Genomic DNA, 25358 nt, shown 5'->3' on the forward strand with positions numbered 1-25358 from the left:
GAACCTGTACGAAAAACGGCCAACAGTGTATCGGGTTGCGCTGCGTTTATCACCGCACCCGGCGGTACTGTTACTGGCGCATCCCGCGCCCACTGGTCAGCAGGCGGATCGAGAAGAGGTACATCAATATGGCCGCGACCAGCATGAAGCTGATGGCGGTGCCGATGCGGATGTCCGATACGCCAAGGATGCCGTAGCGGAAGGCGTTGACCATGTGCAGGATGGGGTTGGCCAGCGACAGGGTCTGCCAGAACGGCGACAGCAGGTGGATCGAGTAGAACACCCCTCCCAGGTAGGTCAGCGGCGTGAGGACGAAAGTCGGGATGATCGAAATGTCGTCGAAGTTGCGCGCGAACACGGCGTTAATGAAGCCGCCCAGCGCGAAGATCGTCGAGGTCAACGTAATCACAAGAAGCGTCACGCCCAGGTGATGCACCTGCAGGTCGGTAAAGAACATCGACAGCAGGGTGACGATCACCGCTACAGCCAGACCGCGAGTGATACCACCGAGCGCGAAGCCGATAAGGATCACGTGCGGGGAAACTGGAGAGACCAGCAGCTCCTCGATCGAGCGTTGGAATTTGCTGCTGAAGAAGCTCGACACCACGTTGCTGTACGAGTTGGTGATCACAGACATCATGATCAGGCCCGGCACGATGTATTGCATGTAGGTGAAGCCATCCATCTCGCCGATGCGCTCACCGATGAGATTGCCGAAGATTACGAAGTACAACACCATCGTGATCGCCGGGGGCAACAGCGTTTGCGGCCAGATACGGGTGTAACGACGAATTTCGCGGTGGACGATAGTCTGCAGGGCAACGAGGTTCGGGCGGAATTCTGCGTTCATTGGGCCACCTTGGGCAGGTTGTTTTCCACCATCGACACGAACAGCTCCTCCAGCCGGTTGGTCTTGTTACGCAAACTCAGCACCTCGATGCCCTGCGCCGAAAGCATACGAAACAGCTCGGTCACGCCCTGGCTCTTCTCGACCTGCACCTCGAGCGTATGGTGGTCGACCAGGCGCGCCGGGTAGGCCCCTAGCTCCGGCGGCACCAGCTGCGACTCCTTGAGATCGAGCAGAAAGGTTTCGACATGCAGCTGCTTGAGCAGCTCACGCATGCTGGTGTTCCGTACGATCTGGCCGTGGTCGATGATGCCGATGTTGCGGCACAGCTGTTCGGCTTCTTCCAGGTAGTGCGTGGTCAGGATGATGGTGATGCCCTCGCGGTTGAGTTCGGTGAGGAACGACCACATCGAGCGGCGCAATTCAATGTCCACGCCCGCCGTAGGCTCGTCGAGAATCAGCAAGCGAGGCCGGTGGATCAGCGCACGCGCGATCATCAGGCGCCGCTTCATGCCGCCGGACAGCATGCGGGACGAGACATCACGCTTATCCCACAGGCCCAACTGATTGAGGTATTGCTCGGCGCGCTCCTTGGCGACTTTCGCCGGGATGCCGTAGTAGCCGGCCTGGGTGATGAGAATGTCGAATGCCTTCTCGAACTGGTTGAAGTTGAACTCCTGCGGCACTACCCCCAAGCAGCGTTTGAGGCCGCCGGGGTCGCGATCCAGGTCACGGCCGAATACATTGACCGTGCCGCCGGACTTGTTCACAAGCGTGGAAAGGATACCGATCGTGGTGGACTTGCCCGCGCCGTTGGGGCCGAGCAGCGCAAAGAAATCACCTTCGGCCACATCGAGGTCGATACCTTTGAGGGCCTGAAAGCCGTTTCCGTAAGTCTTGGTCAACTGCCGGATGGACAAAGCGGTAGTCATAGAACATGCACGCAACGCTGGAGGGATCTGCAGTACATAAGGGCAGGACAGGGCAATTACAACCACATCAGCGCGAGCTCGCCCCGAGGAGGGCTCCTGCAAAAGAATCCCACACGCCGCTTCCGTAGGCACCGCGCCCCGGCGGCGAACTCCAACCACTCAAGCCTAAAAGGCTTCGCCCCGAGGGCGGGGCTCCTACAAAAGTCCAATCCTACACGCCGCTTCCGTGGGAGCCGCGACCCCGCGGCGAACTCCAACCACTCAAGCCTAAAAGGCTTCGCCCCGAGGGCGGGGCTCCTACAAAGCCCAATCCCGCACGCCGCTTCTGTGGGAGCCGCGACCCCGCGGCGAACTCCAACCACTCAAGCCTAAAAGGCTTCGCCCCGAGGGCGGGGCTCCTACAAAAGTCCAATCCTAGACGCCGCTTCCGTGGGAACCGCGACCCCGCGGTGAATTGCAACCACTCAAGCCCAAAAGCCTAGATCCGCGGCGAGGCACCTACATCAGCCCCAAACCAGAACTCGCCCCCACCGTTCCGGTCATTATCTGAAACCAATCGCGGCAAACAGTCCCTTCACCGCCGTGGGCACAGTGCCTATGCTCGAACAGGACGCCATCCGCTCAACAAGGAAATGCTCATGACCCTGCTCTGGCTGCTCGTTCTCCTGGTCGGTATCGCCGTCATCGCCCACCTGCGCGTCTCACCCGTCCCGGCGTTGATCATGGTCGCGGCCTACCTGTCGCTGATGGGAGCGGCCTATGAAACGCCGGCCTGGCTGATGATTATTCTCTGGTTGGTGTTCGCGGCGATCGCCGTCCCGCTGCTAATACCTGATCTGCGTATCAAACACTTCAGCGGCCCCATGTTCGATTGGTTCAAGAAAGTCTTACCTCCCATTTCGGATACCGAGCGCGATGCCATCGACGCCGGCACTGTCTGGTGGGATGGCCAACTGTTCAGCGGCAAGCCCGACTGGGACGTCCTGCTCAACTATCCAAAGGCCCGGCTCACCGATGAAGAACAAGCCTTTCTCGACGGCCCGACTGAAACACTCTGCGCCATGGTCAGCGACTGGGAGATCGGCCAGCGCCTGGATCTGCCGCAGGAGGCCTGGGACTACATCAAGGCCGAAGGCTTCTTCGCACTGATCATCCCGAAGGAATACGGCGGCAAGGGCTTTTCCGCCTATGCGCATTCGCAGATCGTGATGAAGCTCGCGACCCGTAGCGGCGACCTGGCGACAACCGTCATGGTGCCCAACTCGCTCGGCCCGGCCGAATTGCTCATGCACTACGGCACTGACGAGCAGCGCAACCATTACCTGCCGCGCCTGGCCAAGGGCACTGACATACCCTGCTTCGCCCTGACCGGCCCCTATGCCGGCTCAGACGCGGGCGCGATGAACGACACGGGCGTCATCTGCAAGGGCCAGTGGCAAGGCGAAGAAGTAATCGGCCTGCGCCTGAATTGGGAGAAGCGCTACATCACGCTTGGCCCAGTCGCGACGCTGCTCGGAGTGGCGTTCAAGACATACGACCCGGAACACCTGCTCGGCGACGAGGAGGAACTGGGGATCAGCCTCGCCCTGATTCCCACCGACACCTCCGGCGTCGAGATCGGCCGCCGCCACCTGCCCCTCGGCGCAGCCTTCATGAACGGCCCGAACTGGGGCAAAGACGTATTCGTGCCGCTGGAGGCCATCATCGGCGGTCGCGACATGATCGGCAAAGGCTGGATGATGTTGATGAACTGCCTGTCTGTGGGGCGCTCCATCTCGCTCCCAGCCACTGGCGTCAGCGCCGCCAAGACATGCAGCTACGTCACCGGCCGCTACGCCAGCATCCGCGAACAATTCAATGTGCCACTCGCTGCCTTCGAGGGAATCCAGGAACCTCTGGCGCGGATCGGCGGCAACGCCTGGTTGATGGACAGCGCCCGTATCCTCACCGCCAACGCCGTCGACCTTGGAGAAAAGCCGTCGGTCCTTTCGGCCATCCTCAAGTACCACCTCACCGAGCGTGGCCGCGCGTGCGTCACCGATGCGATGGATATCCATGCCGGCAAGGGCATCATCATGGGGCCGAACAACTACCTGGGCCGGCTGTGGCTGTCCGCGCCGATTTCCATCACGGTCGAGGGCGCGAACATTCTTTCGCGCAACCTGATGATCTTCGGCCAGGGCGCCATTCGCTGCCATCCGTTCGTGCTGCGCGAAATGGAACTGGTGCATGAACCCGATCGCGACGCAGCCGTCGTGAAGTTCGACAAGCTGCTCATGCAACATATCGGTTTCGCTGTCAGCAATACTGCCAGCACCCTGCTGCTGGGCCTGACCTTCGGCTTGATCGGCAAAGCGCCCGGCAACGACCTGACCCGCCCCTACTTCCGCGCCCTGGATCGCATCGCCGCAGCGTTCGCCATGCTCGCCGACCTCTCCATGATGCTGCTCGGCGGCGAACTGAAGCGACGCGAGCGGCTTTCCGCCCGCCTCGGGGACGTGTTGAGCCATCTGTACCTGGCGTCGGCCGCCCTCAAGCGCTATCACGACCTCGGCCACCCGGCGGACCAGGCGCCGCTGTTGCGCTGGGCACTCGAAGACTGCCTGAACAAAGCCGAACAGGCGCTCGCCGACACGCTCGCCAATTTCCCGAACCGCCTGCTCGGCGTTGTGCTCCAGGTATTGGTCTTCCCATTCGGCGCGCGGCACAAGGGGCCGTCCGACGAACTGGACGCTGAAGTGGCAGCTATCCTGGGTCGTCCCGAAGGCGATCCTGCCCTCGAACAGATCCTCGAAGGCGTGTACCGGCCGGCACGCGGCGACCAAGCCCTGGTGGCCCTGCGTGACGCCTATGATGCGCTGGTCGCTGCGCAACCGCTGCAGAAAAAGCTGCACAAGGCAGTCAAGAGCGGCGACGTGAAGCCCGTCGCCGGAGAGAACCCCATTGATGCCGCCGTCGCCGCCGGCGTGCTAGACAGTGCCGAAGCCCAGCAACTGACTGAAGCGGAAGCCGCCAGACGCAAAGTCATCAGCGTCGACGACTTCGCCAAGGAAGACCTCGGCTACCAACCGGATCGGGTGAGGTAACTCGTGCCCCATCCGCACGCACCAAGCAGAACCCTGCTGTTTAGGTGAAAACGTCCGGAACAGACCCCCAGAACCAACTGCAGGCAGAACCGCACCACCCCCCCTCTCCCCTCCGGGGAGAGGGCTGGGGTGAGGGGCCGGGTCCGCGCTGGCTAATCGTCGCAACACCGGTACACCTGCACACTACATTGATAGCTACATCGCGACATCCCGCTGCCCCGGCCTCCAGCCGTGGAAAACCAAGCCCGCACAACCCGCGCCTGGCTTAACCCTCGGTCTCGAAAATCGAACCCCACCCATACCAACGAGTCAACTAGACACGCCCTACAACCGCGCCGCACCCTATAATCGCGCGCCCAACTCGACACAGGTGAACCATGGCCAACGCATACCACGATCACAACCTGGCACTGCTCGCCCATCTGCGCGGCATCCTCCTCGCCATGGGCGAATCCGAACAGGTCTCAGAGGAAAGCCACGCCCTTTTCCTCGAGCGCTTCGACGAACTGATCATGAACCTCAAGGACGTGCCGGCCGAACGTCACCTCGGCCAGGACCTCATCTGCCAGGTCTTCCACCGCTACCCGCAAATTGCCCACCTCGTCCCGCGGGACCTGCTCTGGTTCTTTGGGGGCGATTGTTTGCACTTCATGCCAGACGAAGAAATCGAACTCTTCCAGCGCCTGGAAGAACGCCGCTACGAAGCCGAGCAGAACGACGAGCCGTTCGACTGGAACCTTGAACGGCAACTGCTAACGATGCCCGAGGATGGCGCGCGGCACTGATCGAACAGGTTCTGCGACCTATGAGGCAATCAGGCTAGCCGTTGCCAAACGTTCCTCCAGGCTAGGTCAAAGGGTCCTGGCTATTGAACAACATAGGCATACGCCAGTTTCTCAGCGGAGTTACGATAGCGCCGACCAAAGCACCGGAGCCAAACCAATGAGCAACGTAAGCGCTCCATAAACCCCGTCCATCAGGACGAGGTTTGTTTTCAGGAAGCAGAGGCAGAAGCTGGCGAGCAGTTCCACGGCAGCAGCGCTTCGTAGTCTTCGACGCTCTGTGCCGTTGGCAAACGTTCGAGGATGTAACGCAGCCAGGCATAAGGCTCCTGGCCGTTGGCCTTGGCGGTTTCGATCAGGCTGTAGATCTGCGCGCTGGCCGTGGCGCCCTTGGGCGTGTCGCTGAACAGCCAGTTCTTGCGGCCGATGACAAACGGGCGGATGGCGTTCTCCGCGCGGTTGTTGTCGATCGGCAGATGTCCACCTTCGACGTAGCGCACCAGCCGGCTCCAGTTGCTGGCCAGGTAGTTCACCGCCTTGCCCAGCGCCGTCTGCCCGGCGACTTGCGGCTGGGTCTTGTTCAGCCAGGCCTTGAGCTGGTCGAGCAGTGGCCGGCTGCGTTGCTGGCGGGCGGTCAGGCGTTCCCTGTCGTTGGCCTCTTTCAGGTCACGCTCGATGCCGTAGAGCTTGTTGATCAGGTTCAGCGCCATGTCGGCACGGCCGGTCTTGCCCTTGGGCTGCACCTTCTGCGCTTCGACGAACTTGCGCCGCGCATGCGCCCAGCAGGCCAGGCGTTCGATGCCCTCTTGCGCGGCCACGGCGTTGTAGCCGGCGTAGTCGTCGGTCATCAGGTAGCCGCGGTAGCCTGCGAGCAGGCGCAACGGCACCTCCTGCGCGCGGCTGGCCGTGTAGTCGAAAAGGATCACCGGCTTGTCTGGCGGCCCACCGCTTTGCACCCACATCCAGGACTGCGCGGTGGGATCACGTCCCGGTTTATGCAGCACCTGCAGGCGCGTTTCGTCGCAGTGCAGCACGGGGTAGTCGAGCAGCGTGTCGTGCATCAGGTTCAGCAGCGGTTGTAGCTGTTCGCCACTCTGGATCACCCAGCGCGCCAGGGTCTGGCGAGGGATGTCGACGCCGTGGCGACTGAGCATCTTCTCGAAGCGGTACAGCGGGATGCCGTCGGCGTACTTGGTGGTCAGCAGCATCGCCAGCACGCTGGGGCTGGCCAGGCTCTTCTCGATCAGTTGCGCCGGTTTGTCAGCAGTGACCGGGGCCGCTTCGCAGGCCTTGCAGGCGTAGGTCTTGCGGATGTGGCGGATCACCCGCACCTGCATCGGGATGATCTCCAGCTGCTCGCTGGTTTCTTCACCGATGACCTGTTTGCAGGCGCCGCAGGCGCAGGTCAGTTCGTGGTCGGGCAGCTCATGGATGACTTCCACGCGCGGCAGGTTGGCCGGCAGCGGCTTGCGCTTGCCGCGACGCTTGACCGGTGCGACGACTTCTTCGGCTTCACCTTGCACGTCGACAGCCTCAGCAACCGGCTCTTCGCTCAGTTCTTCGGCTTCGTTGAACATGGCCAACTGCGGTGAAGCGGCATCTTCAGGGCTGCGCTCGGATTTGGGCGAGAACAGTTTGTGCCGCAACAGGGCGACCTGTTCTTGGAGTCGGGCCACCTTTCCATGCGCCAACAGCAACAGCTGCTTGAGCAGAACGGGATCGTCGGGAAGGTTATCGGCGCCAGATTTCATGGCGCCGGATTATACCGGCTCAGGCAACGAAACGCGGTGTCAGCACCTGGTGCGGGCGGTTACGCCACAGGTCGATGCCGTCGAGCAGCCAGTTCAGTTCGTTGACCGTCAGCTCAATGGCTTCGTCCCCAGCATCGGGCTTGGTCTTGAACCGCTCGGCTTCCAGGCGCTTGAGCCACAGGCAAAAGCCATTGCGCTCCCAGTAGAGGATCTTGACCTGACTGCGGGTGCGATTGAGGAACACGAACAGCACCGGGTTGAATACCTCCACCTTGATGTCCAGCTCGACTAGGGCGGCCAGGCCGTTGATGGATTTGCGGAAGTCGACGGGCTTGGGATAGAGATAGACCTTCTGCACCTTGGCGTCGGGACGCATCATGGGATGAACTCCAGTGAAAACGGGGGCTCAGCATCCAATGATCACCAGGCTAGGGACAGGTGGGGTTTATGGAGCGCTTACTAACGAAGAAACAGCTGAGGCCATTCTCGACAATATTCAAAAGCGCCATCATCCGCTGTTGCGCGCGTTGGAGCGAACCTTGTCGGCACGAGCTGAGCGCAGCCAATGAAGATGCTAGAGTCAGGCTTGTCCGAAGCAGACGTCTATCAAATACGGCGAGTACTCAGCCGATTCCCCTCGTTGAAAGAGGCAATACTCTATGGCTCGCGCGCCAAAGGTAGCTATCGGCCTGGCTCGGATATCGATCTAGTACTCAAAGGCGACCGCCTCAGCCACCAAACTTTGCTCGATATCCAGTGGCTATTGGAAGAACTTCCTTTGCCTTACAAATTCGACGTATCGCTCTTTAGCCATTTGGACAATCCCGAACTCATCGAGCACATAGCTCGGGTGGGAAAGGTCTTCTATTGCCTGCAACAACCGAAGGTTTCCTAGCACTGTAAGCGCCGCCCTTTGTGGGAGGCACGTCCATGCGTCGAATAGCAGCTGTCTCCTAGCTGAAAAAGCTTCGTCTCGAGGGTGCGGCCTTCAGAAAGGCAAAGTCAGCAAAGCAAACCCAGCCCGCCCGGCGAGACCACCGCCTAGTCCGTTCGCCCCGCCCGACGCTGCTGGTATATCAGATCAACGATCTCACCCTCAGGCACATACCCACTGACCACTTCGCGCAGCAACACGCGCACCTGTGGATAGTCGTCCCGCTCCACTGCCTCCAGCAGCTTCGCCAGCACGCCTCGTAGGGCGTCCCAAGTGAAGTATTCCTCGTCTGCCCGCATGATCATCGGATGCTCGGTGGGGCTCACGTTGTCGCCGATCAGCAACTCTTCATAAAGCTTCTCACCCGGCCGCAACCCGGTGAATTCGATAGCGATATCCCCGTGCGGGCTTTTCTCCGAACGCACACTCAGGCCGGACAGGTGGATCAGTTTCTCGGCCAGTTCGGCAATCCGCACGGGCTGGCCCATGTCCAACACGAACACATCGCCGCCCTGCCCCATCGACCCCGCCTGAATGACCAACTGAGCGGCCTCGGGAATGGTCATGAAATAACGGGTGATCTTCGGGTGCGTCACCGTCACCGGCCCGCCGCTACGAATCTGCTGGTAGAAGCGCGGAATGACCGAGCCCGATGACCCCAGCACATTGCCGAAACGAACCATGGTAAAGCGCGTTTTGTTGACATGATGCACCGAGTCGCCAGCACCAAAGAGCACCGGTGCTGTTTCGCGGCTCAACGCCTGCAGAATCATTTCAGCGACACGCTTGGTGCTGCCCATCACATTGGTCGGGCGCACCGCCTTGTCTGTGGAGATCAGCACGAAGTTGGCCACACCCGCCTGCACCGCCGCCTGGGCCGTGTTCATGGTGCCCAGCACATTATTCAGCACGCCTTCAGCGACGTTGTGCTCCACCATGGGTACATGCTTGTACGCCGCTGCGTGGTAGATCGTCTCCACCTGCCAGGTGCGCATCACATCCAGTAAACGCTCGGGATTACGGATGGAACCCATGATCGGCACCAAGCGGGCCGCCAGCGAAGCCCGCTCGATCGCCCGCTCCAACTCGATGTGAATGCTGTAGAGGTTGAACTCGCTGTGCTCGAACAGCAGTAGCGTTTGAGGCTTGTTCGACAGAATCTGCCGGCACAGCTCAGAACCAATCGAGCCGCCCGCTCCCGTCACCATCACCACCTTGCCGCGAATGCACCGCTCGAACAGCGTCTGCTGCGGCGGCACGGCGTCGCGCCCGAGCAGGTCGGCAATGTCCACTTCCTGGATGTCCTCAACCTTTACCCGCCCACTGGCCAGATCCATGAAACCCGGAACGCTACGTACGTGCAGCGGAAAATGCTCGAGCATTTCAAGCACCTCACGTCGCCGCGCGCGCGAGGCCGACGGAATAGCCAGCAGAATCTCGTTACACCCCGTCTCGTCGATCATCTGCTGGATATGTTTGGGCGAGTAAACCCGCAGCCCGGAAATGCTCCGGTTATAGAGATTGGGATCGTCATCAATAAAGGCGACCGGGCGCATACCCCTGCCCAGGCGCAAGGCGGCTACCAGCTGGTTACCTGCCGCACCAGCCCCATAGACCGCGACCTTAGGCAACCCCGCGTCACGCCCTTTGAACTTGGTGAGCGAATCCGGGGAGAACCAGTCGCCCATGAAGTACTGGCGCATCATCAGGCGCAACCCGCCGATCAGCACCAGGCTCAGCCACCAATAGTTAAATACCATCGAACGCGGAATCAGCTTCGGCGCATCACTGCGCCAATAAACAGCAAGGGAAAGCAGCAACGCCGAAAGCGTCACGGCCTTAGCGATTGCCATCAACGCGTCATTACCGAAGTAGCGCATTACTGCCCGGTACATGCCGAAGCGAACGAAGAACGGAATAGCTATCAGCGGCGCGATACCAAACAGCCAGGCATGCCCACCAAAAGGCTCAATGTTACGGGTATCGCCCAATCGAACAACAAACGCCAGCCAGAGTGCGATCCAGACCAGCACCACATCGGTCGATACTTGAATCAAGCGCTTGTAGCGCCTGGGTAATCGCACCAGCCGCGTACGTAGGTTTTCAGCCAATCTCAACACAAAGCTACCCTTCCCAGAGCCGGAGTGCCGGCCGCTTCGGTTCCCAGTCCATTTATTCAATCGATCGAACGCTAGACAACACAGTTAGAGAATTTGCTGAGATCAGCGCTTCACGACCCGGTCCCCTGCGCCCTTGCCCGCTACGGTCATGACGATGTACTTGAAGTAATCAACCAGCGTCAGGCTGCGTATCATCTTCTGATCCGTCTCCGCCAACAGAGCAGGCGTGGACATATCGATTTCGCTCACCTGCGCCAGTCCGGTGATCCCTGGCCGCACATCGAACACACCACGCTGGGCACGCTCCGCCGTCAGCTCTTCCTGATTGAACAGCCCTGGCCGCGGACCCACCAGGCTCATATCGCCCTTAAGAACGTTCCATAATTGAGGCAGCTCGTCCAACTTGGTCTTGCGAAGAAAATGACCAAAGCGAGTGATGGACGCACTGCTGGCCAGATGTGTGGCAACCGAGGCCGTATCAACCCTCATGGTGCGGAACTTGACCAGCGTAAACGGTTGCTGATTGCGACCGACACGCACTTGCCGAAAAATCGGCGAGCCCGTATCGAACAGGCCGATAAGCGTGAGCACGAGCAACACAGGGAAGCCAACCACCAAGCCCACCAGCGAAAATAAAAAATCAAAAACTCGAATCACGGGTTCATCCGGTAATAGATCAATTGGAGCGCTCGAAGCAGCGCCTAAGCCCTTCTTGCACCGTATAGGGTGGTTTCCAGTCCAACATCTCGCAGGTCTTGCTGATATCGACCTGCAACGAGCCAAGCAGCCGTTGGGCCATCGCTTTTTTGCCCAGCAAGGTCGCGCCAAACTGAAGCATGCCAGCCGGTACAGGAATCAGCCGAGCGGACCTGCCCATCGCCTCGCCAACACTGCGCAGCAACTCGGTTGTAGAAAGATCCCCACCATCACCAGCGAGAAATACCTGATTGGCGGCGGCGGGATGATCAATGCAACGAATGACCAAATCAACCAAGTTGTCTATCCCCACTAGAGAGCGTTTGTTGTGAACTGCCCCGAGCGGGAGTGGGATACCTTTCTCAACCAGCTTTATCATGCTGGCGAAGTTGCCTTTTGCTCCTCGCCCGTAAACCAACGGAGGGCGAATAACCACGAGCTCCATGCCCGTGGAAACCGACAATTCAATCAAACCCCGCTCAGCCTCGTACTTTGAAACGCCATAAGCATCCTCTGGTGCTGGGACGTCAGAGGCGCTAAAGAATCTCCCGCTAGCAGTATTCTCACCATTTACTTTAATCGAGCTAATAAAGATGAAACGCTTGACCCCGGCTTCCGCCGCTTGCTTCGCAAGATCAAGGGTAGCTGCGACATTTACGCGGCGAAATTCGGCCAGCGGGTCGACTAGCGAATCATTTCTCATAATGTGAGCACGAGCCGCAACATGAACAACAGCTTCTACATCGGCCACTGCATAGGTCCAGTCAATTGGCTCACCAAGATTGCCGATCACGTTAACGCGTTCACTACCGGCAATATTGCATTGATAGCGTACCGCGGCAATAAACGTGTGGCATCTGACTTCAGCGAGTCTGCGCGCAACTGCAGATCCTACAAAACCGGTAGCACCGGTAAGCAATATTCTACTCATCATATAAGCCCGAGAAATGCGAGCGCTCCAAAAGCCAATAGATCACGCCTCGACCGCCTAAATTCCGTAAAGTTCCTTATCAGATAAGCCTTGGGTATAGCCCCATGGCCAACTAAGCTCGAAGGTAAAGCTGGCAGATTACCGGCAACGAGCCTGGATATTTTCGAGACTTCCTCACGATACCATCCTGAGGCTAGAAGCTTAAATCGACTCTTAATTCCTGAAAAACCATTATTTGCGCCTATTTGATTTCCGCCATGCTGGCGGTACAAGATGTAGGAGCTCGGATCTATATGCCAAGCCCTATCAGTCGACCGAAACCAAGCGTAAGTCAACCAGTCATGAAGGGAAACATTATTAGCCGCATGCCAATTTTCTATTAGGAATCGTTTAAATTCTAAAGCGTCTGCCACTCGAAGCACATAGCTACAACCAGGCCCTCCCGCCTCAAATAAAAAATCCAACTTTCGCTGGGGCTGCGATTTAACAAGCAAAATTCGACGACCATCGGGCCAAAAGGCGGTAACGTTGCTCGAGTATGCAGAACAGTCGCGGGCAACTATCTGCGCATGCGCGGCGATATACTTATCACCAAGGTAAATATCATCTTGATCCGCATAAGATATATAATTAAATTCAGAAAAATCGACATCTCTTATGAGACGAAAGAAGTTTTTTGCTGCCCCTCCGAACCGCTCACCGGTATAAGGCAATAGTACAACGCGACGCTCACGGCGAGACAACGCTTCACACCAAGCCAAGGTCTGATCAGAGGACACATCCACACTTATATAAACAACAACCTCGACTCCGCGCTGCGCAAGAATAGAACCAACTTGCTCTTCAATCCATTGCATCCCATTATAAGCAGCGAGAAGGACGGCGAAGCGCGGTGTGCATACGAAATTTGGCATAGACCTCTCGGGCGCAGTTAGCAACCAGCGTAAAAAGCGACTACTGAAACCACACCTCACTCCTTATAAGATATTAATTGGTCAAGATTTCAGGAAAACTTCAGCGCATCGACAAAACATTTCGTAGAGCAGCCAAAATATGCTTGCACATAGAAAAAAGAACTAGCAAAGGCAAAAAGACGAACCGCACTCCAGAGCAAAATTTGTAATACATCCGCAGCTCCCCAAGACGCATCGCAGTTTTGTCGGAGCTAAGCCCACCTGCGGACATAATCTCCCTACCCACGATAGTTAGCGGCGGCCCGTCTATAAAAGCGATTTTATTAGAATACGAAATACGCAGCCACAAGTCGTGATCCTCGGCGTACTTCATGTAACTATCGAATCGAATGTTTAGATCTTGCTTTACTATGAAACAGGCCGTAGCCGACGGATTTCTAAATAAAATAGATAACATATCGGTGGCTCTGACTCGATATTGATCGAGACTTTTCACTGAGCGATCTTCTAAATAAGAGAATCGGTGATAGATCAAAGCGAAATCGTTATGGATTAAAACCGACCTACATATCTCAAGTTTATTCGGATGCCACTTGTCATCCGAATCTAAGAATGCAATGAAATCACCTTCGGCCATGTCCCACCCAGTATTCCTGGCCACACCGGGACCCGAGTTAACTTCCAGTCGAATAAATTTTATGCATATACCCTTGCCTTTAAAAATATCAACGTAGGCTTGAAATATTTCCTCCATATTTTCTTCACCACAATCATCCACTACGATTACCTCGTAGGGCAAAACCGATTGTTCGAGACAGGACTTTAGCGCCGCCCCTAAAGTTCGAGAAGAATTGTAAGAAGGAATAACCACAGAGAACTTCAAAACCACCTCTAAAATATATCTAGGTATCTAAAAAAACTTTGATAAGGAAGAAAAGGAGAGGCACCCACCCCCTCTTCACTCAAAAAATTTCGGTATAGAAACACACTACCCAAACACCCAGCCACGAATATCATGCCACGCGAACCAGAATTGAACTTCAGTTTATCCTCGCTATGAAAGTACAACAATGCCAGCGGAATAGTGAAAGCAAGCAACTCTAATAACCGTAAGCCCGCATAGCTATAACGACCAACTATCCAAAAAACTAAAAGAAAAAAACTACCAAATGCTATCGTCTTTAGCTTTTTTTCAGCTTGGATATGCGAGACAGCAATCGCCGCGAAGACAAACATGACTACTAAGCACGTGCTAAGCCCGGACACCATTCCCGGAGCAGCCAAGGAAGCATAGGAGTCAACTTTAAGCAATAGAAACTGATAGTTAAACATAACAAATACTGACACCAATACAAAACCTACCGCAGCAACATAAACCAGCTCTCGAAGGCGCCAATTTTTAACAACCGCAAAAAATAAAAGGATTGAAACCATTATTGAATAGTGAAAAAGGAGCGCAAAAATCAAGAAAATATAGTATTTGCCACCTCGCCTGAAACTTTGAATAGCCAACAAAAAAAGAGCAGAAGCCAGACCAATTCTTAGGCCATTCATACTATAGGAATAACAGAAAACGGGCACATAATAGGCAACGCCAAGATACGTCTCGTTATCATCTGATTTTAAAAAAAACGTCGTTAACAACATAGCAAAGATAAAGGCTATGAACCTAACCGCAATCTTCGGATCGCCTATAAAATACAACAACACCTTTGAGATTAAAAAAAAACCAGGCTCAACCTCAGCAGTTGGCTCGCCTACCATTATTTTGCGGAACATCTCGTCATAAACCGCCGTGTCAACACCTACGTCACCTCTAAAAATCGAGACAACGCCAAAATACAAGACGACAAATATTAAAAAAAACTTTCCATGGTAACCGCTTAAATTCCTAATTGATAAAATAAATAATAGCAGAATCCATCCAAATATATACACCATATTATATATCCATAAACCGAGGACTACTCCAACCGCGTCATCAGATTTTACTACTTAGCGCATTTTGGCTGGGTTAAATTATATCCCTGAACGCTGTAAAATTAGTTTCGGCTCGCAGTCGATAAGAGTCTGGTGTCACTGCACATTTCACACCCGCCTCGGCGGCTACCGCCAAAGCGCCATAAATACTTGTATCCGATAATGGCTCATGTAGCCTCAAAATATCTTGCTGACCGATGTCGTTAAGAAATTCCGTGCACTTTTTATGATATTCAACGAGAACAAAGGGGACACCAGTCAAATAAGCAGTTATGGCGCCGTGAAGCCGGACACTCAAAAATACAGAGCAAGTGCTTATTTCGTGCCAGATAGCAAAAGCGCCTATCTGTGCGTTAGAGCAAATAAAGCTATCAACTCCTAGACTCTCTAAATGCTCTTGGAAGCTCAATACCAGCTCGTCGTCACCGAAAAACTTATGATTGTTTAAGGAAAATAGCTTTACTTTACTTCCGTGCTCCAAAGCGTACCTAGCAACTCCTGCTATCATTGATTCATTTCGTTTTTTTTCTGTTGCGATATTTCCTCTAACGTAGCTTTCGTAATTACAAGGAGCTAGCCCTATCACGTTATCAGCTTGTTCTGATGACTGAAACTCAGAGTGCCCTAATAGCGTACCTGCTAGATCAGCAGCTAATACCGTGTGGGATGTGACATTTAAACTACTTAAATAATCGTACGAAGCTTTATCTCTCAGACTTAAAAAATCTAACCCATCAAGGAAGCCCTTCAGGCTTTTCAGGTTGTTAGATTCAACCGGCTCGACCGAGACACCTATAGCAGCCAGTTTGGCTCGCTTATATGGCATTTTCAGGTGCATGTCGAATAGTTTGGGGGGATTCGGCGACAGCGTAGACCCGCCGCCTAGCAGCACAATATCACTATGCAGTAACGCCTTGGCTTTCATTACTCCTCGTACAAGCGCACCTTGATATCCTAGCGATGAATAGCGCGTGCTTAACCAAGCAGGCACATCGCAGTAGCTCTCAATACCCAATATTTTTGGGCTAACGACAGTCGCTTTGCTTCCCCAGAACTTCTCAGCCCCCAACGCGCAGGCTACTGCGAACAAGTCGTCCCCGTAGTTCTGCATCCCGTAGTATCCACTAAACGATATTTTTTTCATTATTTATACCTAAAACCTTCTAGAAAATATTAGTAACAACAGAGCCAAGATCACTTCGGATGCCACAAGTGAATACGCAACTGTATGAAACCCTATACATTCATGCATTAACTTTATAAATAGAAAATTAAACAATACGACAACTAAAAGCGAAAAAACTTTTCTATGCACCATATCTTGCCTGACCATAAACGCACCGCAGCTTGCTCCGGCGAAGCGAGCAGGAATAGCAAAAACCATAACTTGCAGTAACGATACTGCGTCAGTATATTGCTCACCGAACATCTTAGGGACTAACCAATCACTAACCGTATAGAGCATTAACGCCGCAATAAGACCAACTAAACCCATTATTACCAAACTGCGACAGTAAAGCTTATACAAGCTGAATACGTCGTTATAAATCCGATAGCTGATGGTAGGAGATAAAAACTTTTGAAAAATGACAGCCGGCACCAGATATACCGCCGTAAGTATAGTTATGCAAACCGAAGTGAGCGCAGCAGACTCGGCGCCCAAATAATGCGCAGCGTACGGCACAGACGCTTGAAAATAAGATAAGAACAATAGGGACGTTATTCCAAAGGGAAATGCAACCTTTGCTAAGCCAAACAAATTAGGTTGGCTCGCAGAAACTTTCTGTGTCACAAAGCCAAACTCACGCAGATTGATTTCACCTTGAAAGACCGACTTCAGCTTAATAGCTGCCACACCAAAGACGAGAATGGAAGAAAAAATCACGCCGAGCAATGAAAGTTTTAGCGATAGGTAGGAAAAAAAAACATATATCCCGATCATAAAGACGAGCCTAGCTACATGGGGAAAAGCTTGCCACAAAGCCAAACCTTTATAATTCCCCACTAGTTGCTGCTGTACTGAAACCAGCTCTAAAGCTATAACAGGGAACGTCAAACACGCCATTGCGAAGCTCTGAAGCAGATTTTCAGTCCAGCCATAAACAATTAAAAAGATAAGAAAAAAAGTTAGTGATGACGATATAATAATGTATGATTTAGCAATTCCTAGCCATCTTGATGCCGCCTGCCCCTCTTCTCCAAAGGTCCTTAAAATGAACTGCCCCAAGCCCATACCCGCTACTGGTGATATAAGAAGGGCAATTGAGTAGCCAGCGGAAAAAATACCGTAATCCGTCACACTTAAGAAATGTGTAAAAAAAATTTGCAGCAAAAACGCCGATAGAGCGCCGGCTCCTACACCAATAAATAATGCGGCAATCGCAATAATATTTTTCTTCAAATTACTTGCCATAGTACTTACGTTTAAGTCCATCACATACTTACCGCTAAATAATGCAGCACCGGCGCCGAAGCGTTTAACGTGTTAGCTTCAGTTTGTTTTCGCTTTCGGCGTAACGCACCTCAAGCATGGCCGCCAGTGCCCGTTTCGCCCCCTCCTCCCCATGCACCACCCGAATCTCTGTTGGCCCCTGCTGCATGCCGGTCACAAATGCCACCAATCCCTTTTGATCCGCATGCGCTGAGTAGCCACCGATACTCGCAATGCCTGCGCGCACGTCAATGCGCTCGCCGTCCAGATAGACATAGCCGCCCTTGGGTCCGTAGGTTTGGATCTCATGGCCAGGCGTGCCCTTGGCTTGGTAGCCGACAAACAAAACGTTATGCCGTCTATCCCCGAGCATGGCTTTGAGGTAATTGACGATGCGACCGCCGCTGCACATGCCCCCACCGGCAATGACGATGGCTGGGCGTGCAGTCTGAGCAAGGTGGTTGACGACGCTTTGGTGGTCGCTGTGGCTGTCGATGGTGACCAGTTGTTCAAAGGCCAACGGGCGGCGCCCAGATTGGATGCGTTCGCGGGCCTCTTGGTTCCAATATGGCTTGAGGTTTCGATAGGCTTCGGTGAAGCGGCTCGCGAGCGGTGAGTCGAGGATGATTGGGAGCTCGGGCCAGTTGGTTTCGGTGCTGGGCTTAGCGTTGGTGTTGCTCGCCGCTCCCCTCACCCCGGTCCTCTCCCCAGGGGGGAGAGGGGGTTGTGCGGTGTTGGGACGGGCCTTGTTGATGATATCTTCGAGCTCGTAGAGCAGCTCTTGCGTGCGGCCGATGCTGAATGCGGGGATGAGGACGGTGCCTTGGTCTTCGAGGGCTTGCTCGATAACGGCTTCGAGCCGTTTACGGCGGTTGGCGCGGTCTTCATGGAGGCGGTCGCCGTAGGTGCTTTCAAGCACGAGGATGTCGGCGCGCTCTGGTGATTCCGGGGGCATCAGGAAGGGCGCGTGTGGCGCACCGAGGTCGCCAGAGAAGACTACGCGTTTGCTCTGCCCGGTTTGCGGGTAGGTCAGGTCGATTTCAACGTAGGCCGATCCGAGGATGTGCCCTGCACGCTGCAGCCGTATGCGGGCTTGCAACTCATCGGTATCGGCCAAGGTGAACCATTGCTGGTACGGCAAGGCAATGATCCGCTGCTCGACGAGGCGGATGTATTTTTCGATCTGTGCCTGGTCACGGCTGAAGCCAAGTTTGAAGGCATCTTCGAGGACGATCGGCAGAAGCTTTGCGGACGGCTCGCTGCATAGGATGGGGCCGTCGAAGCCTGCCGCGAGAAGATAGGGTATGCGCCCAACATGGTCGATGTGCACATGAGTGGCGACCAGCGCTTTTATGGTGTCCAGTGGGAATTCGATGGCGAGACGATCCGCGCCGGGCTCGTTCGGGATCGATGCGTCGTTGCCCTGGAACAGCCCGCAGTCAACCAACAGGCTGCTGGTGGCATTCATATGCAGTTGGTGACAGGAGCCGGTAACGCCATCCTTGGCGCCGTGATGTTCTATTTTTGGATAGCTCATGGTTATTCCTTTAACGATGTCACCCAAGATGCCCGCGACAAGCTAGTCACGGGCCCGCTGAAAAAATAAGCGGGGATTCTACCGAGTTTCAGAACTGCTGAGTTGCCAGCAGTATTCCGACGGACGGATGGTCAGATCGAGGCTACGGGACGGCGCAGGTTTCTCACCAGGGCGATGAATAACCCGAGCATACCGCCGAGCACCAGCGCGAGCGCGACGATCAGCGCTTTCTTGGGTTTGATGGGCCGGCTCGGCTCTACCGCAGCTTGGTCGATAGAGACCAGCTTGAGCGATTCGGTATCGAACTGCAGGGCACGCAGGCGTGCGGCCTCCTCGCGCCAGGCGGCAAGGTCTTTAAGGAATAGGTCTTCGTTTTCGCGGCTGTTGAGCACTTCTATCTGGCGGTTGTGCTCGAGCAGCTTGAGTTCACGGGCAATCTGCGCGATGCGCGGCTCGGTGAAGTCATCCGAGCGACGTGCCAACAGTGCTTTACGCTCGGCCTCCAGCGCATCGCTGCCCATGAAGTAGAGCGGGATTTGCTGGTTGTTGACTTCAGTGCGGATCACGCTGCCCTGCCCCGTGATTTCGGCGGCGCCAAGGGATGAAGGCGTTGTGGGTTTGCTGATACCCAACGAGGTTGCGATGCGGATCGCCTCGTTAAGCTGGTTGATACGGTTGTCACGGCGGGTTCTAAGCTGCTGACGCAACGCAGAAAGCTCGTCGTTCAGTTCGGCACGCTTGAGGGCGTCCGCTTCGCTCAGTTTGGCGATTTTGACTTCTTTGCTCGCCTCGTAGTTGGCGCGAGCGGCAGCCATGTTCTTTTCCAACTGGCTGAGACGGTTACCGATCAGGGTATCGAGATCGGCTGCTACTTCCTGACGAACACTATTGAGCGAGTACTGCACGAAGCCGTTGACGATCTGAACGCCGTTGAGGTCTTGCGGGTAGGTCAGTTGAATGCCAACGAAGGGAGTGGTTCCTTCGGGCTTTTTCGCGTCAGGCTGCAGCAACTTGATCGCGTCGTCGTTAAAGGCTTCGAACGTTTGCTCCAGGCTACGGCCGGGCTGGGCCAGATCAGCGAAGAGTTGCTGATTGTCACGGAAGAAACCGAGGCGGTTCTCATAGGAATCAAGCGCAGCGCCAACTTGAGCCAATGCCTGCTTCGGTGACAGCTTGTAGATGCCCAAGTGATTGAGCTCGTCCAGGTCTTTGATCGCTGCTGGGCGCAGTACGCTTTGAACCGTGTAATAGCGCGTTGCGGACATGGCGTAGGCAAGCCCAATGAGGCCAGCCAGGAAGGTCACTGCGATGATCAGCGTTTTTTGCTTCCATAGCGCGCTGACGAGCTGGACCAGATCAATTTCATCATGGGTAGCAGAGCGAAGGTGTTGCGGGGGGACTGCAGCGTTCACGTCGAATTCCGTCTCGTCGGTAAGGCAGCGCAGCGAAAGGCCGCGCCGGCACGATCTGAAAAAGATTGAAAAGTTCCATCCAATCTTTAGCGGGTCGGCATTTTGCCATCCAGGTCACAAAAAACAAGCGAGACGCTGGATGAAACAAGGAGGCAAAACGCCGCGGTAGACGAGCGGTAACGCTAAAGGTGATTTTTCGGAGGGAAGCGCCGCTGGGTGCAGACTAAATTTATTCGGTTGCCAGTTTGTGAAGGCCGAACGAGTTCGGCCCTACAAATTTCTGGCAGGGAGGTTCTGTCGAAGGGGGAGCGAAGCGGAAGAGGATATCAACAAGAGACGGAGCAGCACCGGGCGGTGCTGCTCGGGCAAGGTATGGGCAAGCTAGTAGACGTTGAAGCGCGCAGCCTCGCTCAGCTCAGGACGGGATGCTGTTCGTTACTACGTGTCATCAGACTGCGTATCAACGCGACAAACACCCCCAGCATTCCACCAAGCACAAGACCCAAGGCAAGAATCATGGCTTTTTTGGGTTTGATGGGGTTGAGGGATTGCAAAGCTAGCTGATCCAATCGCACCAGTCTCAACCGTTCCGTGTCTAGCTTGATGCCTTTCAGGCGAGCGGCTTCTTCACGTAGCTCGGCGAGGTTGGTCAAATAAAGATCTTCGCCCTCTCGCTCCTTCAATATCTCCACCTCCCGATTGTGTTCAAGCATCGCCAGCTCCGACTGGATTTCAGCGATGCGGGGCTCTATGAAGTCGTCTGAAGTTCGCGCAACAAGCGCATCGCGTTCGGCGGTTAGCGCCTCGGTACCCATGAAGTACAGTGGTGCTTTCTGATTGGTGACCTCGGTGCGAATGACCTGAGTGCCGCTGGGGGGCGACGCTGTCATGGCTGAGGGGCTTGTTGGGTTCCGGATTCCCAGCGAATCAGCAATAGAGATTGCCTCGTTAAGCTCCTGAATACGGTTTGTTCTACGAGTCTTGAGTTCTGCACGCAACGCAGTGAGTTCGTCCTGTAGCTCGGCGCGCTTCAAGGCATCCTCCTCCAGCAGCGCGGCAATCTTCGCCTCTTTGGTCGCTGAGTAATTCGCGCGCTGAGCCTCCATATTCATATCCAGGCTGGCCAAGCGGTTATTGATCAGGCTTTCAAGATCCTCCGTGATTTCGCGACGCTCAAGCTCCAGCACATGCGCAACGAAGCCATTGACCACCGCAGCACCGTCCATTCCTTCAGGGTAGGTCAGCCTGAGCCCGACGAAGGCGCTTCGGTTATCCGTGCGCTTGGGATCAGGAAAGAGCATTTCGAAGGCGTCTTCGTTGAAATTAGCAAAGGCCTGCTCAAGCGAGTCGCCGCGCTTTTCGATTTGCTGCAAAAGCTCTTGGTTGTTCAGAAAGAAATCGAGCCGGTTGTCATAGGATGACAGCGCACCAGCCACTCTATTAATAGCCTCTTCCGGTGTGAGCTTGTAAATACCGGTCTCGTTAAGCTGATCCAGACTGCTCTGAGGGACGGGGCGTAGATATGTTTTGGTCTGGTAATAAGGAGTCGCGAGGAAAGCGTAAGCGGCTGCGATAAGCGTAACGACGGCCGTTATCCCGAGAATCAGGAGCTTCTGACGCCAAAGCGCCCGAAACAACTCGACCAGGTCTATTTCTTCGGATGTGGAGGTTTGGTACTGCACGGTCATCCCAACTCCTTGTTATAAATGCGCTTCAATGCAAAGCAGGCGAACCGGGATTAGTGCACGGTTAAGCGGGAAAGTTCGCCCACGCTGATAACTTTGCGCTTCTAAGAGAGAGATTATGAGTGCGACTGCGCTCGTTATTCTTCTTCGTTCACCCGATCGCGCAGTTCTTTCCCCGGCTTGAAATGCGGGACGAACTTGCCATCGAGGGGGACGGATTGGCCGGTTTTGGGGTTACGACCGACGCGCGGGGCGCGGTAATGGAGAGAGAAACTGCCGAAGCCTCGGATTTCGATACGGTCTCCGGTTGCCAATGCTTGAGCCATTTGCTCGAGCATGGTCTTGATTGCCAGTTCCACATCCTTGGACGAAAGCAGCCCTTGTTGGGTGACGATACGCTCGATCAACTCCGACTTGGTCATGGTTTTCCCTTCGTTTTCAAGCGGCTAGATCATTTGGGTTGCGTTCGTTTGTAGCATGTTGTTCAGAGTTTGAACAGCCTGGACGTTTGGGTCAGGTTTTCCGAAGCGGCGAAGCGTGAGGTCGCCAGGTTTCGTGCAGTAGGGCTGTTTTGTGGGAGGCCCGACCTCGGGCCGAAGCTTTTTGAAGCGGCAGGCCTGTGGCCTGCATTCGCCGCGGGGGCGCGGCTCCCACAAGCGAGCGGATAGGCTTTCGTAGGAGCCCCGACCTCGGGGCGAAGCGCTTCTCCGTTGGCCAGTGTCGAATCATGGGGAATGGATCGCCAATGTGTGTAAGCACCAACGTTAAGCTGCCCGAATAATGAGCAAGAGATGAAGAGCATGGACGCTTATTTCGCATCCAGCCGGCTTCGCAAAGGCCGCTATTCCGTTCATGACCAGATCTATCTGGTGACAACTGTCGCTCAAAATCGACAGCCTGTTTTCCGTGATATGGACGCGGCACGGGTACTGATTCGCACCCTGCAATCCGATGAAGGAAGGGGTATGAGCAGGACATGAGCCTTTGTCGTAATGCCTGACCATCTTCACTGGCTGGTCCAGTTGAGCAAAGGCACGTTGCCGCAGCTCGTTGGGCGAGTTAAATCGATCTCAGCCAGGCAGATAGGGCGTTCAATCTGGCAGGCCGGGTTTCATGATCGTGCGCTACGGGGTGAAGATGACCTAAAGGCGGTGGCGCGATACATCGTAGCTAACCCACTGAGGGCCGGGCTGGTAGAACAGATTGGTGACTATCCGCACTGGGATGCGGCTTGGTTGTAGGTTGAAGCTGCGGCGGCCTTCGGCCTCCATTCGCCGCGGGGGCGCGGCTCCCACAGAAGCGGTGCGGTGAGGGCTTACGATGGTTGGGAGGATGCTGAGGCAGGCCTTTGGCCTGCATTCGCCGCGGGGCGCGGCTCCTACAGAAGCGGTGCGGTGAGGGCTTGCAGTGGTGGGGGGTATTACTGCCTGCATTCGCCGCAAGGGCGCAACGCCTGCGACAAAAGCGGACTGAAGTGGTTTTGTGGGAGCCCCGGCCTCGGGGCGAATGGCGCTTTGGGAAACAAAAAAGGTGGGCCTGAGCCCACCTTTTTAGATCAAACGCCCGGACGATCAATCCTCGCGATAGCGACGCAGCTTGAGCTGTTTGCCGCCGACACGTGTGTCCTTGAGTTTGCCGAGTAGGCGTTCGAGACCCTCTTCCGGCAGTTCGACCAAGCTGAAGCTGTCACGCACCTGGATACGGCCGATGGCTTCGCGGGCCAGGCCGCCTTCGTTGAGGATGGCGCCGAGCAGGTTGCGGGCGGCGATGCCGTCACGTGCGCCCAGCGGCGTACGGCAGCGGGCGCGGCCTTCGGCCAGCGGAATCGGGGCACGGCGTTCGCGATCACCGCTACGCTCTGGACGATCGGAGCGTTCGCGAGGAGCGCTGGTCGGGACCAGCGGCTGCTCTTTTTCCACTTCAGCCAGGCTCAGCGCCTGACCATTGGTAGCCTTGCGCAGCAGCGCAGCGGCCAGTGCACGCGGGCTGCAACCGATATCGGCAACCAGCTTGTCGAGCAGTTCGCCATGGCTGGCTTCGGCATCGGCTACCAGCGGCGACAGGCTGTTGGTGAGCTTCTTGATGCGCGCATCCAACACCTGCTGGGCGTTGGGCAGACGGGCTTCGGCAACCTTCTGGTTGGTGACGCGCTCGATGACTTGCAGCATGCGGCGTTCACGCGGGGTGACCAGCAGCAGCGCGCGCCCTTCCCGGCCTGCACGACCAGTACGGCCGATACGGTGAACGTAGGACTCCGGATCGTAGGGCATGTCCACGTTGAATACATGGGTGATGCGCGCCACGTCGAGACCGCGAGCGGCAACGTCAGTAGCAACGACGATGTCCAGACGGCCGTCCTTGAGCGATTCGATGACGCGCTCACGCTGGTTCTGAGCGATGTCGCCGTTCAGCGCAGCGGCCTTGTAGCCCTTGGCTTCCAACGCAGCGGCCAGATCAAGAGTGGCCTGCTTGGTACGTACGAAGGCGATCAGTGCATCGAAGTCTTCGACTTCAAGCAGACGCAGCACGGCCGGGATCTTCTGGTCGGCATGAACCATCAGGTGCGCCTGCTCGATGCGAGCAACGGTCTGGGTCTTGGCGGCGATCTTGATGTGCTGCGGCTCGCGCAGGTGCTTTTCGGCAATGGCGCGAATGGAGTGCGGCAGGGTCGCAGAGAACAGCACGCTCTGACGGCTCTCCGGCATGGCTTCGAAGATCACTTCGAGATCATCCATGAAGCCCAGCTTGAGCATCTCGTCGGCTTCGTCGAGTACCAGGAACTGGATGGTCGACAGCAGCGCGCTGTTACGGCTCAGGTGGTCGACCAGTCGGCCTGGGGTGGCGACGATGATCTGCGCGCCCTGGCGGATGGCCTTGAGCTGCGGGCCCATCGGCGCGCCACCATAGACGGCCACCACGCCCACGCCAGGCATCTGCTTGGAATAGGTTTCAAACGCGGTGGCGACCTGCAGGGCGAGTTCGCGGGTCGGTGCAAGGATCAGCGCCTGCGGCTCGCGCTTGGACGGGTCGATCTTCGAGAGGATGGGCAGCGCAAAGGCTGCGGTCTTGCCGGTGCCGGTCTGGGCCTGGCCGATCATGTCGTGGCCGCCGAGGATGACCGGGATAGCCTGGCTCTGGATCGCCGAAGGCTCTTCGTAGCCCACCGCCGTTACGGCAGCAAGAACGGATGGATGAATACCGAGTGCGGCAAAGCCGCCGATTTCCTGGGACATGGGTCTTTTCCTGATGCTCCGCAAAGACCCATGTTCCGAAGCTGCGCATGCCATGCAAAACCCGAAGGTCACCCTGGCAGCCTGGTC

General features: G+C 55.9%; 19 protein-coding genes and 2 pseudogenes. 4 read left to right on the top strand and 17 right to left on the bottom strand.

What is annotated here, in order from left to right:
* Positions 1–70: 70 nt before the first annotated feature.
* Together M1D78_RS13005 and M1D78_RS13010 are read right to left on the bottom strand one after the other, a co-directional pair.
* Entirely contained in the window at positions 71–850 is a 780-nt protein-coding gene (locus tag M1D78_RS13005; protein WP_437420428.1) for an ABC transporter permease, read from the bottom strand.
* A complete protein-coding gene (locus M1D78_RS13010) occupies positions 847–1779 on the bottom strand; it encodes an ABC transporter ATP-binding protein (RefSeq protein ID WP_437420429.1) in 933 nt (310 codons plus the stop codon). The genes M1D78_RS13005 and M1D78_RS13010 overlap by 4 nt, the downstream gene beginning before the upstream one ends.
* A 638-nt stretch (positions 1780–2417) precedes the next feature.
* Between M1D78_RS13010 and M1D78_RS13015 the strand changes: the two genes are divergently transcribed.
* Both M1D78_RS13015 and M1D78_RS13020 read left to right on the top strand, forming a co-directional pair.
* Positions 2418–4865 carry an acyl-CoA dehydrogenase gene (locus M1D78_RS13015; protein WP_437420430.1) on the top strand — a complete coding sequence of 816 codons (2448 nt, stop codon included), beginning with the start codon at positions 2418–2420 and terminating at the stop codon, positions 4863–4865.
* 377 nt (positions 4866–5242) lie between these two features.
* A complete protein-coding gene (locus tag M1D78_RS13020) occupies positions 5243–5650 on the top strand; it encodes a PA2817 family protein (RefSeq protein ID WP_437420431.1) in 408 nt (135 codons plus the stop codon).
* 209 nt (positions 5651–5859) lie between these two features.
* Here M1D78_RS13020 and tnpC read toward each other — a convergent pair whose 3' ends face one another.
* Both tnpC and tnpB read right to left on the bottom strand, forming a co-directional pair.
* A complete protein-coding gene (gene tnpC, locus M1D78_RS13025; RefSeq protein WP_437420432.1) occupies positions 5860–7398 on the bottom strand; it encodes an IS66 family transposase in 1539 nt (512 codons plus the stop codon).
* A gap of 19 nt (positions 7399–7417) precedes the next feature.
* A complete protein-coding gene (tnpB, locus tag M1D78_RS13030; protein ID WP_437420433.1) occupies positions 7418–7777 on the bottom strand; it encodes an IS66 family insertion sequence element accessory protein TnpB in 360 nt (119 codons plus the stop codon).
* A gap of 207 nt (positions 7778–7984) precedes the next feature.
* Between tnpB and M1D78_RS13035 the strand changes: the two genes are divergently transcribed.
* Positions 7985–8293, top strand: a complete 309-nt coding sequence (locus tag M1D78_RS13035) for a nucleotidyltransferase domain-containing protein (RefSeq protein WP_437420434.1) — start codon at positions 7985–7987, stop codon at positions 8291–8293.
* Positions 8294–8439: 146 nt separating this feature from the next.
* On the opposite strand, the gene M1D78_RS13040 is transcribed toward M1D78_RS13035, so the two are convergent.
* The 12 genes from M1D78_RS13040 to ihfB all read right to left on the bottom strand — a co-directional run bounded on the left by M1D78_RS13040 (position 8440) and on the right by ihfB (position 22460).
* Positions 8440–10443, bottom strand: coding sequence for a polysaccharide biosynthesis protein (locus M1D78_RS13040; RefSeq protein ID WP_437421311.1), 2004 nt, complete (start codon positions 10441–10443; stop codon positions 8440–8442).
* A gap of 111 nt (positions 10444–10554) precedes the next feature.
* The gene (locus tag M1D78_RS13045) at positions 10555–11109 is read right to left on the bottom strand and encodes a sugar transferase (protein ID WP_437420435.1); all 555 of its coding nucleotides are present in this window, start codon (positions 11107–11109) and stop codon (positions 10555–10557) included.
* 19 nt (positions 11110–11128) lie between these two features.
* A complete protein-coding gene (locus M1D78_RS13050) occupies positions 11129–12082 on the bottom strand; it encodes a UDP-glucose 4-epimerase family protein (protein WP_437420436.1) in 954 nt (317 codons plus the stop codon).
* Positions 12079–12993, bottom strand: a complete 915-nt coding sequence (locus M1D78_RS13055; RefSeq protein WP_437420437.1) for a glycosyltransferase — start codon at positions 12991–12993, stop codon at positions 12079–12081. The genes M1D78_RS13050 and M1D78_RS13055 overlap by 4 nt, the downstream gene beginning before the upstream one ends.
* A gap of 100 nt (positions 12994–13093) precedes the next feature.
* A complete protein-coding gene (locus M1D78_RS13060) occupies positions 13094–13876 on the bottom strand; it encodes a glycosyltransferase family 2 protein (protein WP_437420438.1) in 783 nt (260 codons plus the stop codon).
* 8 nt (positions 13877–13884) lie between these two features.
* Complete coding sequence (locus tag M1D78_RS13065; protein WP_437420439.1) at positions 13885–14934, bottom strand: EpsG family protein; 1050 nt, start codon at positions 14932–14934, stop codon at positions 13885–13887.
* A 73-nt stretch (positions 14935–15007) separates the two neighbouring features.
* A complete protein-coding gene (locus M1D78_RS13070) occupies positions 15008–16117 on the bottom strand; it encodes a polysaccharide pyruvyl transferase family protein (protein WP_437420440.1) in 1110 nt (369 codons plus the stop codon).
* 9 nt (positions 16118–16126) lie between these two features.
* Positions 16127–17386 (bottom strand): MATE family efflux transporter, encoded by a 1260-nt coding sequence (locus tag M1D78_RS13075; RefSeq protein ID WP_437420441.1) that lies wholly within the window; start codon positions 17384–17386, stop codon positions 16127–16129.
* Positions 17387–17450: 64 nt separating this feature from the next.
* On the bottom strand, positions 17451–18941 hold the full coding sequence (locus M1D78_RS13080) for an MBL fold metallo-hydrolase RNA specificity domain-containing protein (protein ID WP_437421312.1): 1491 nt from the start codon (positions 18939–18941) through the stop codon (positions 17451–17453).
* Positions 18942–19072: 131 nt separating this feature from the next.
* Positions 19073–20353 (bottom strand): Wzz/FepE/Etk N-terminal domain-containing protein, encoded by a 1281-nt coding sequence (locus tag M1D78_RS13085; protein WP_437420442.1) that lies wholly within the window; start codon positions 20351–20353, stop codon positions 19073–19075.
* Positions 20354–20763: 410 nt separating this feature from the next.
* Positions 20764–22041, bottom strand: coding sequence for a Wzz/FepE/Etk N-terminal domain-containing protein (locus tag M1D78_RS13090; protein ID WP_437420443.1), 1278 nt, complete (start codon positions 22039–22041; stop codon positions 20764–20766).
* Positions 22042–22175: 134 nt separating this feature from the next.
* Positions 22176–22460, bottom strand: coding sequence for an integration host factor subunit beta (gene ihfB, locus M1D78_RS13095; protein WP_045164450.1), 285 nt, complete (start codon positions 22458–22460; stop codon positions 22176–22178).
* Positions 22461–22838: 378 nt separating this feature from the next.
* Between ihfB and M1D78_RS13100 the strand changes: the two are divergent.
* Positions 22839–23279: pseudogene (locus tag M1D78_RS13100) on the top strand (REP-associated tyrosine transposase).
* A 330-nt stretch (positions 23280–23609) separates the two neighbouring features.
* Here M1D78_RS13100 and M1D78_RS13105 read toward each other — a convergent pair.
* Positions 23610–25303: pseudogene (locus M1D78_RS13105) on the bottom strand (DEAD/DEAH box helicase).
* Between the last annotated feature and the right edge of the window lie 55 nt (positions 25304–25358).

The organism is Pseudomonas sp. SA195 (assembly GCF_054131565.1).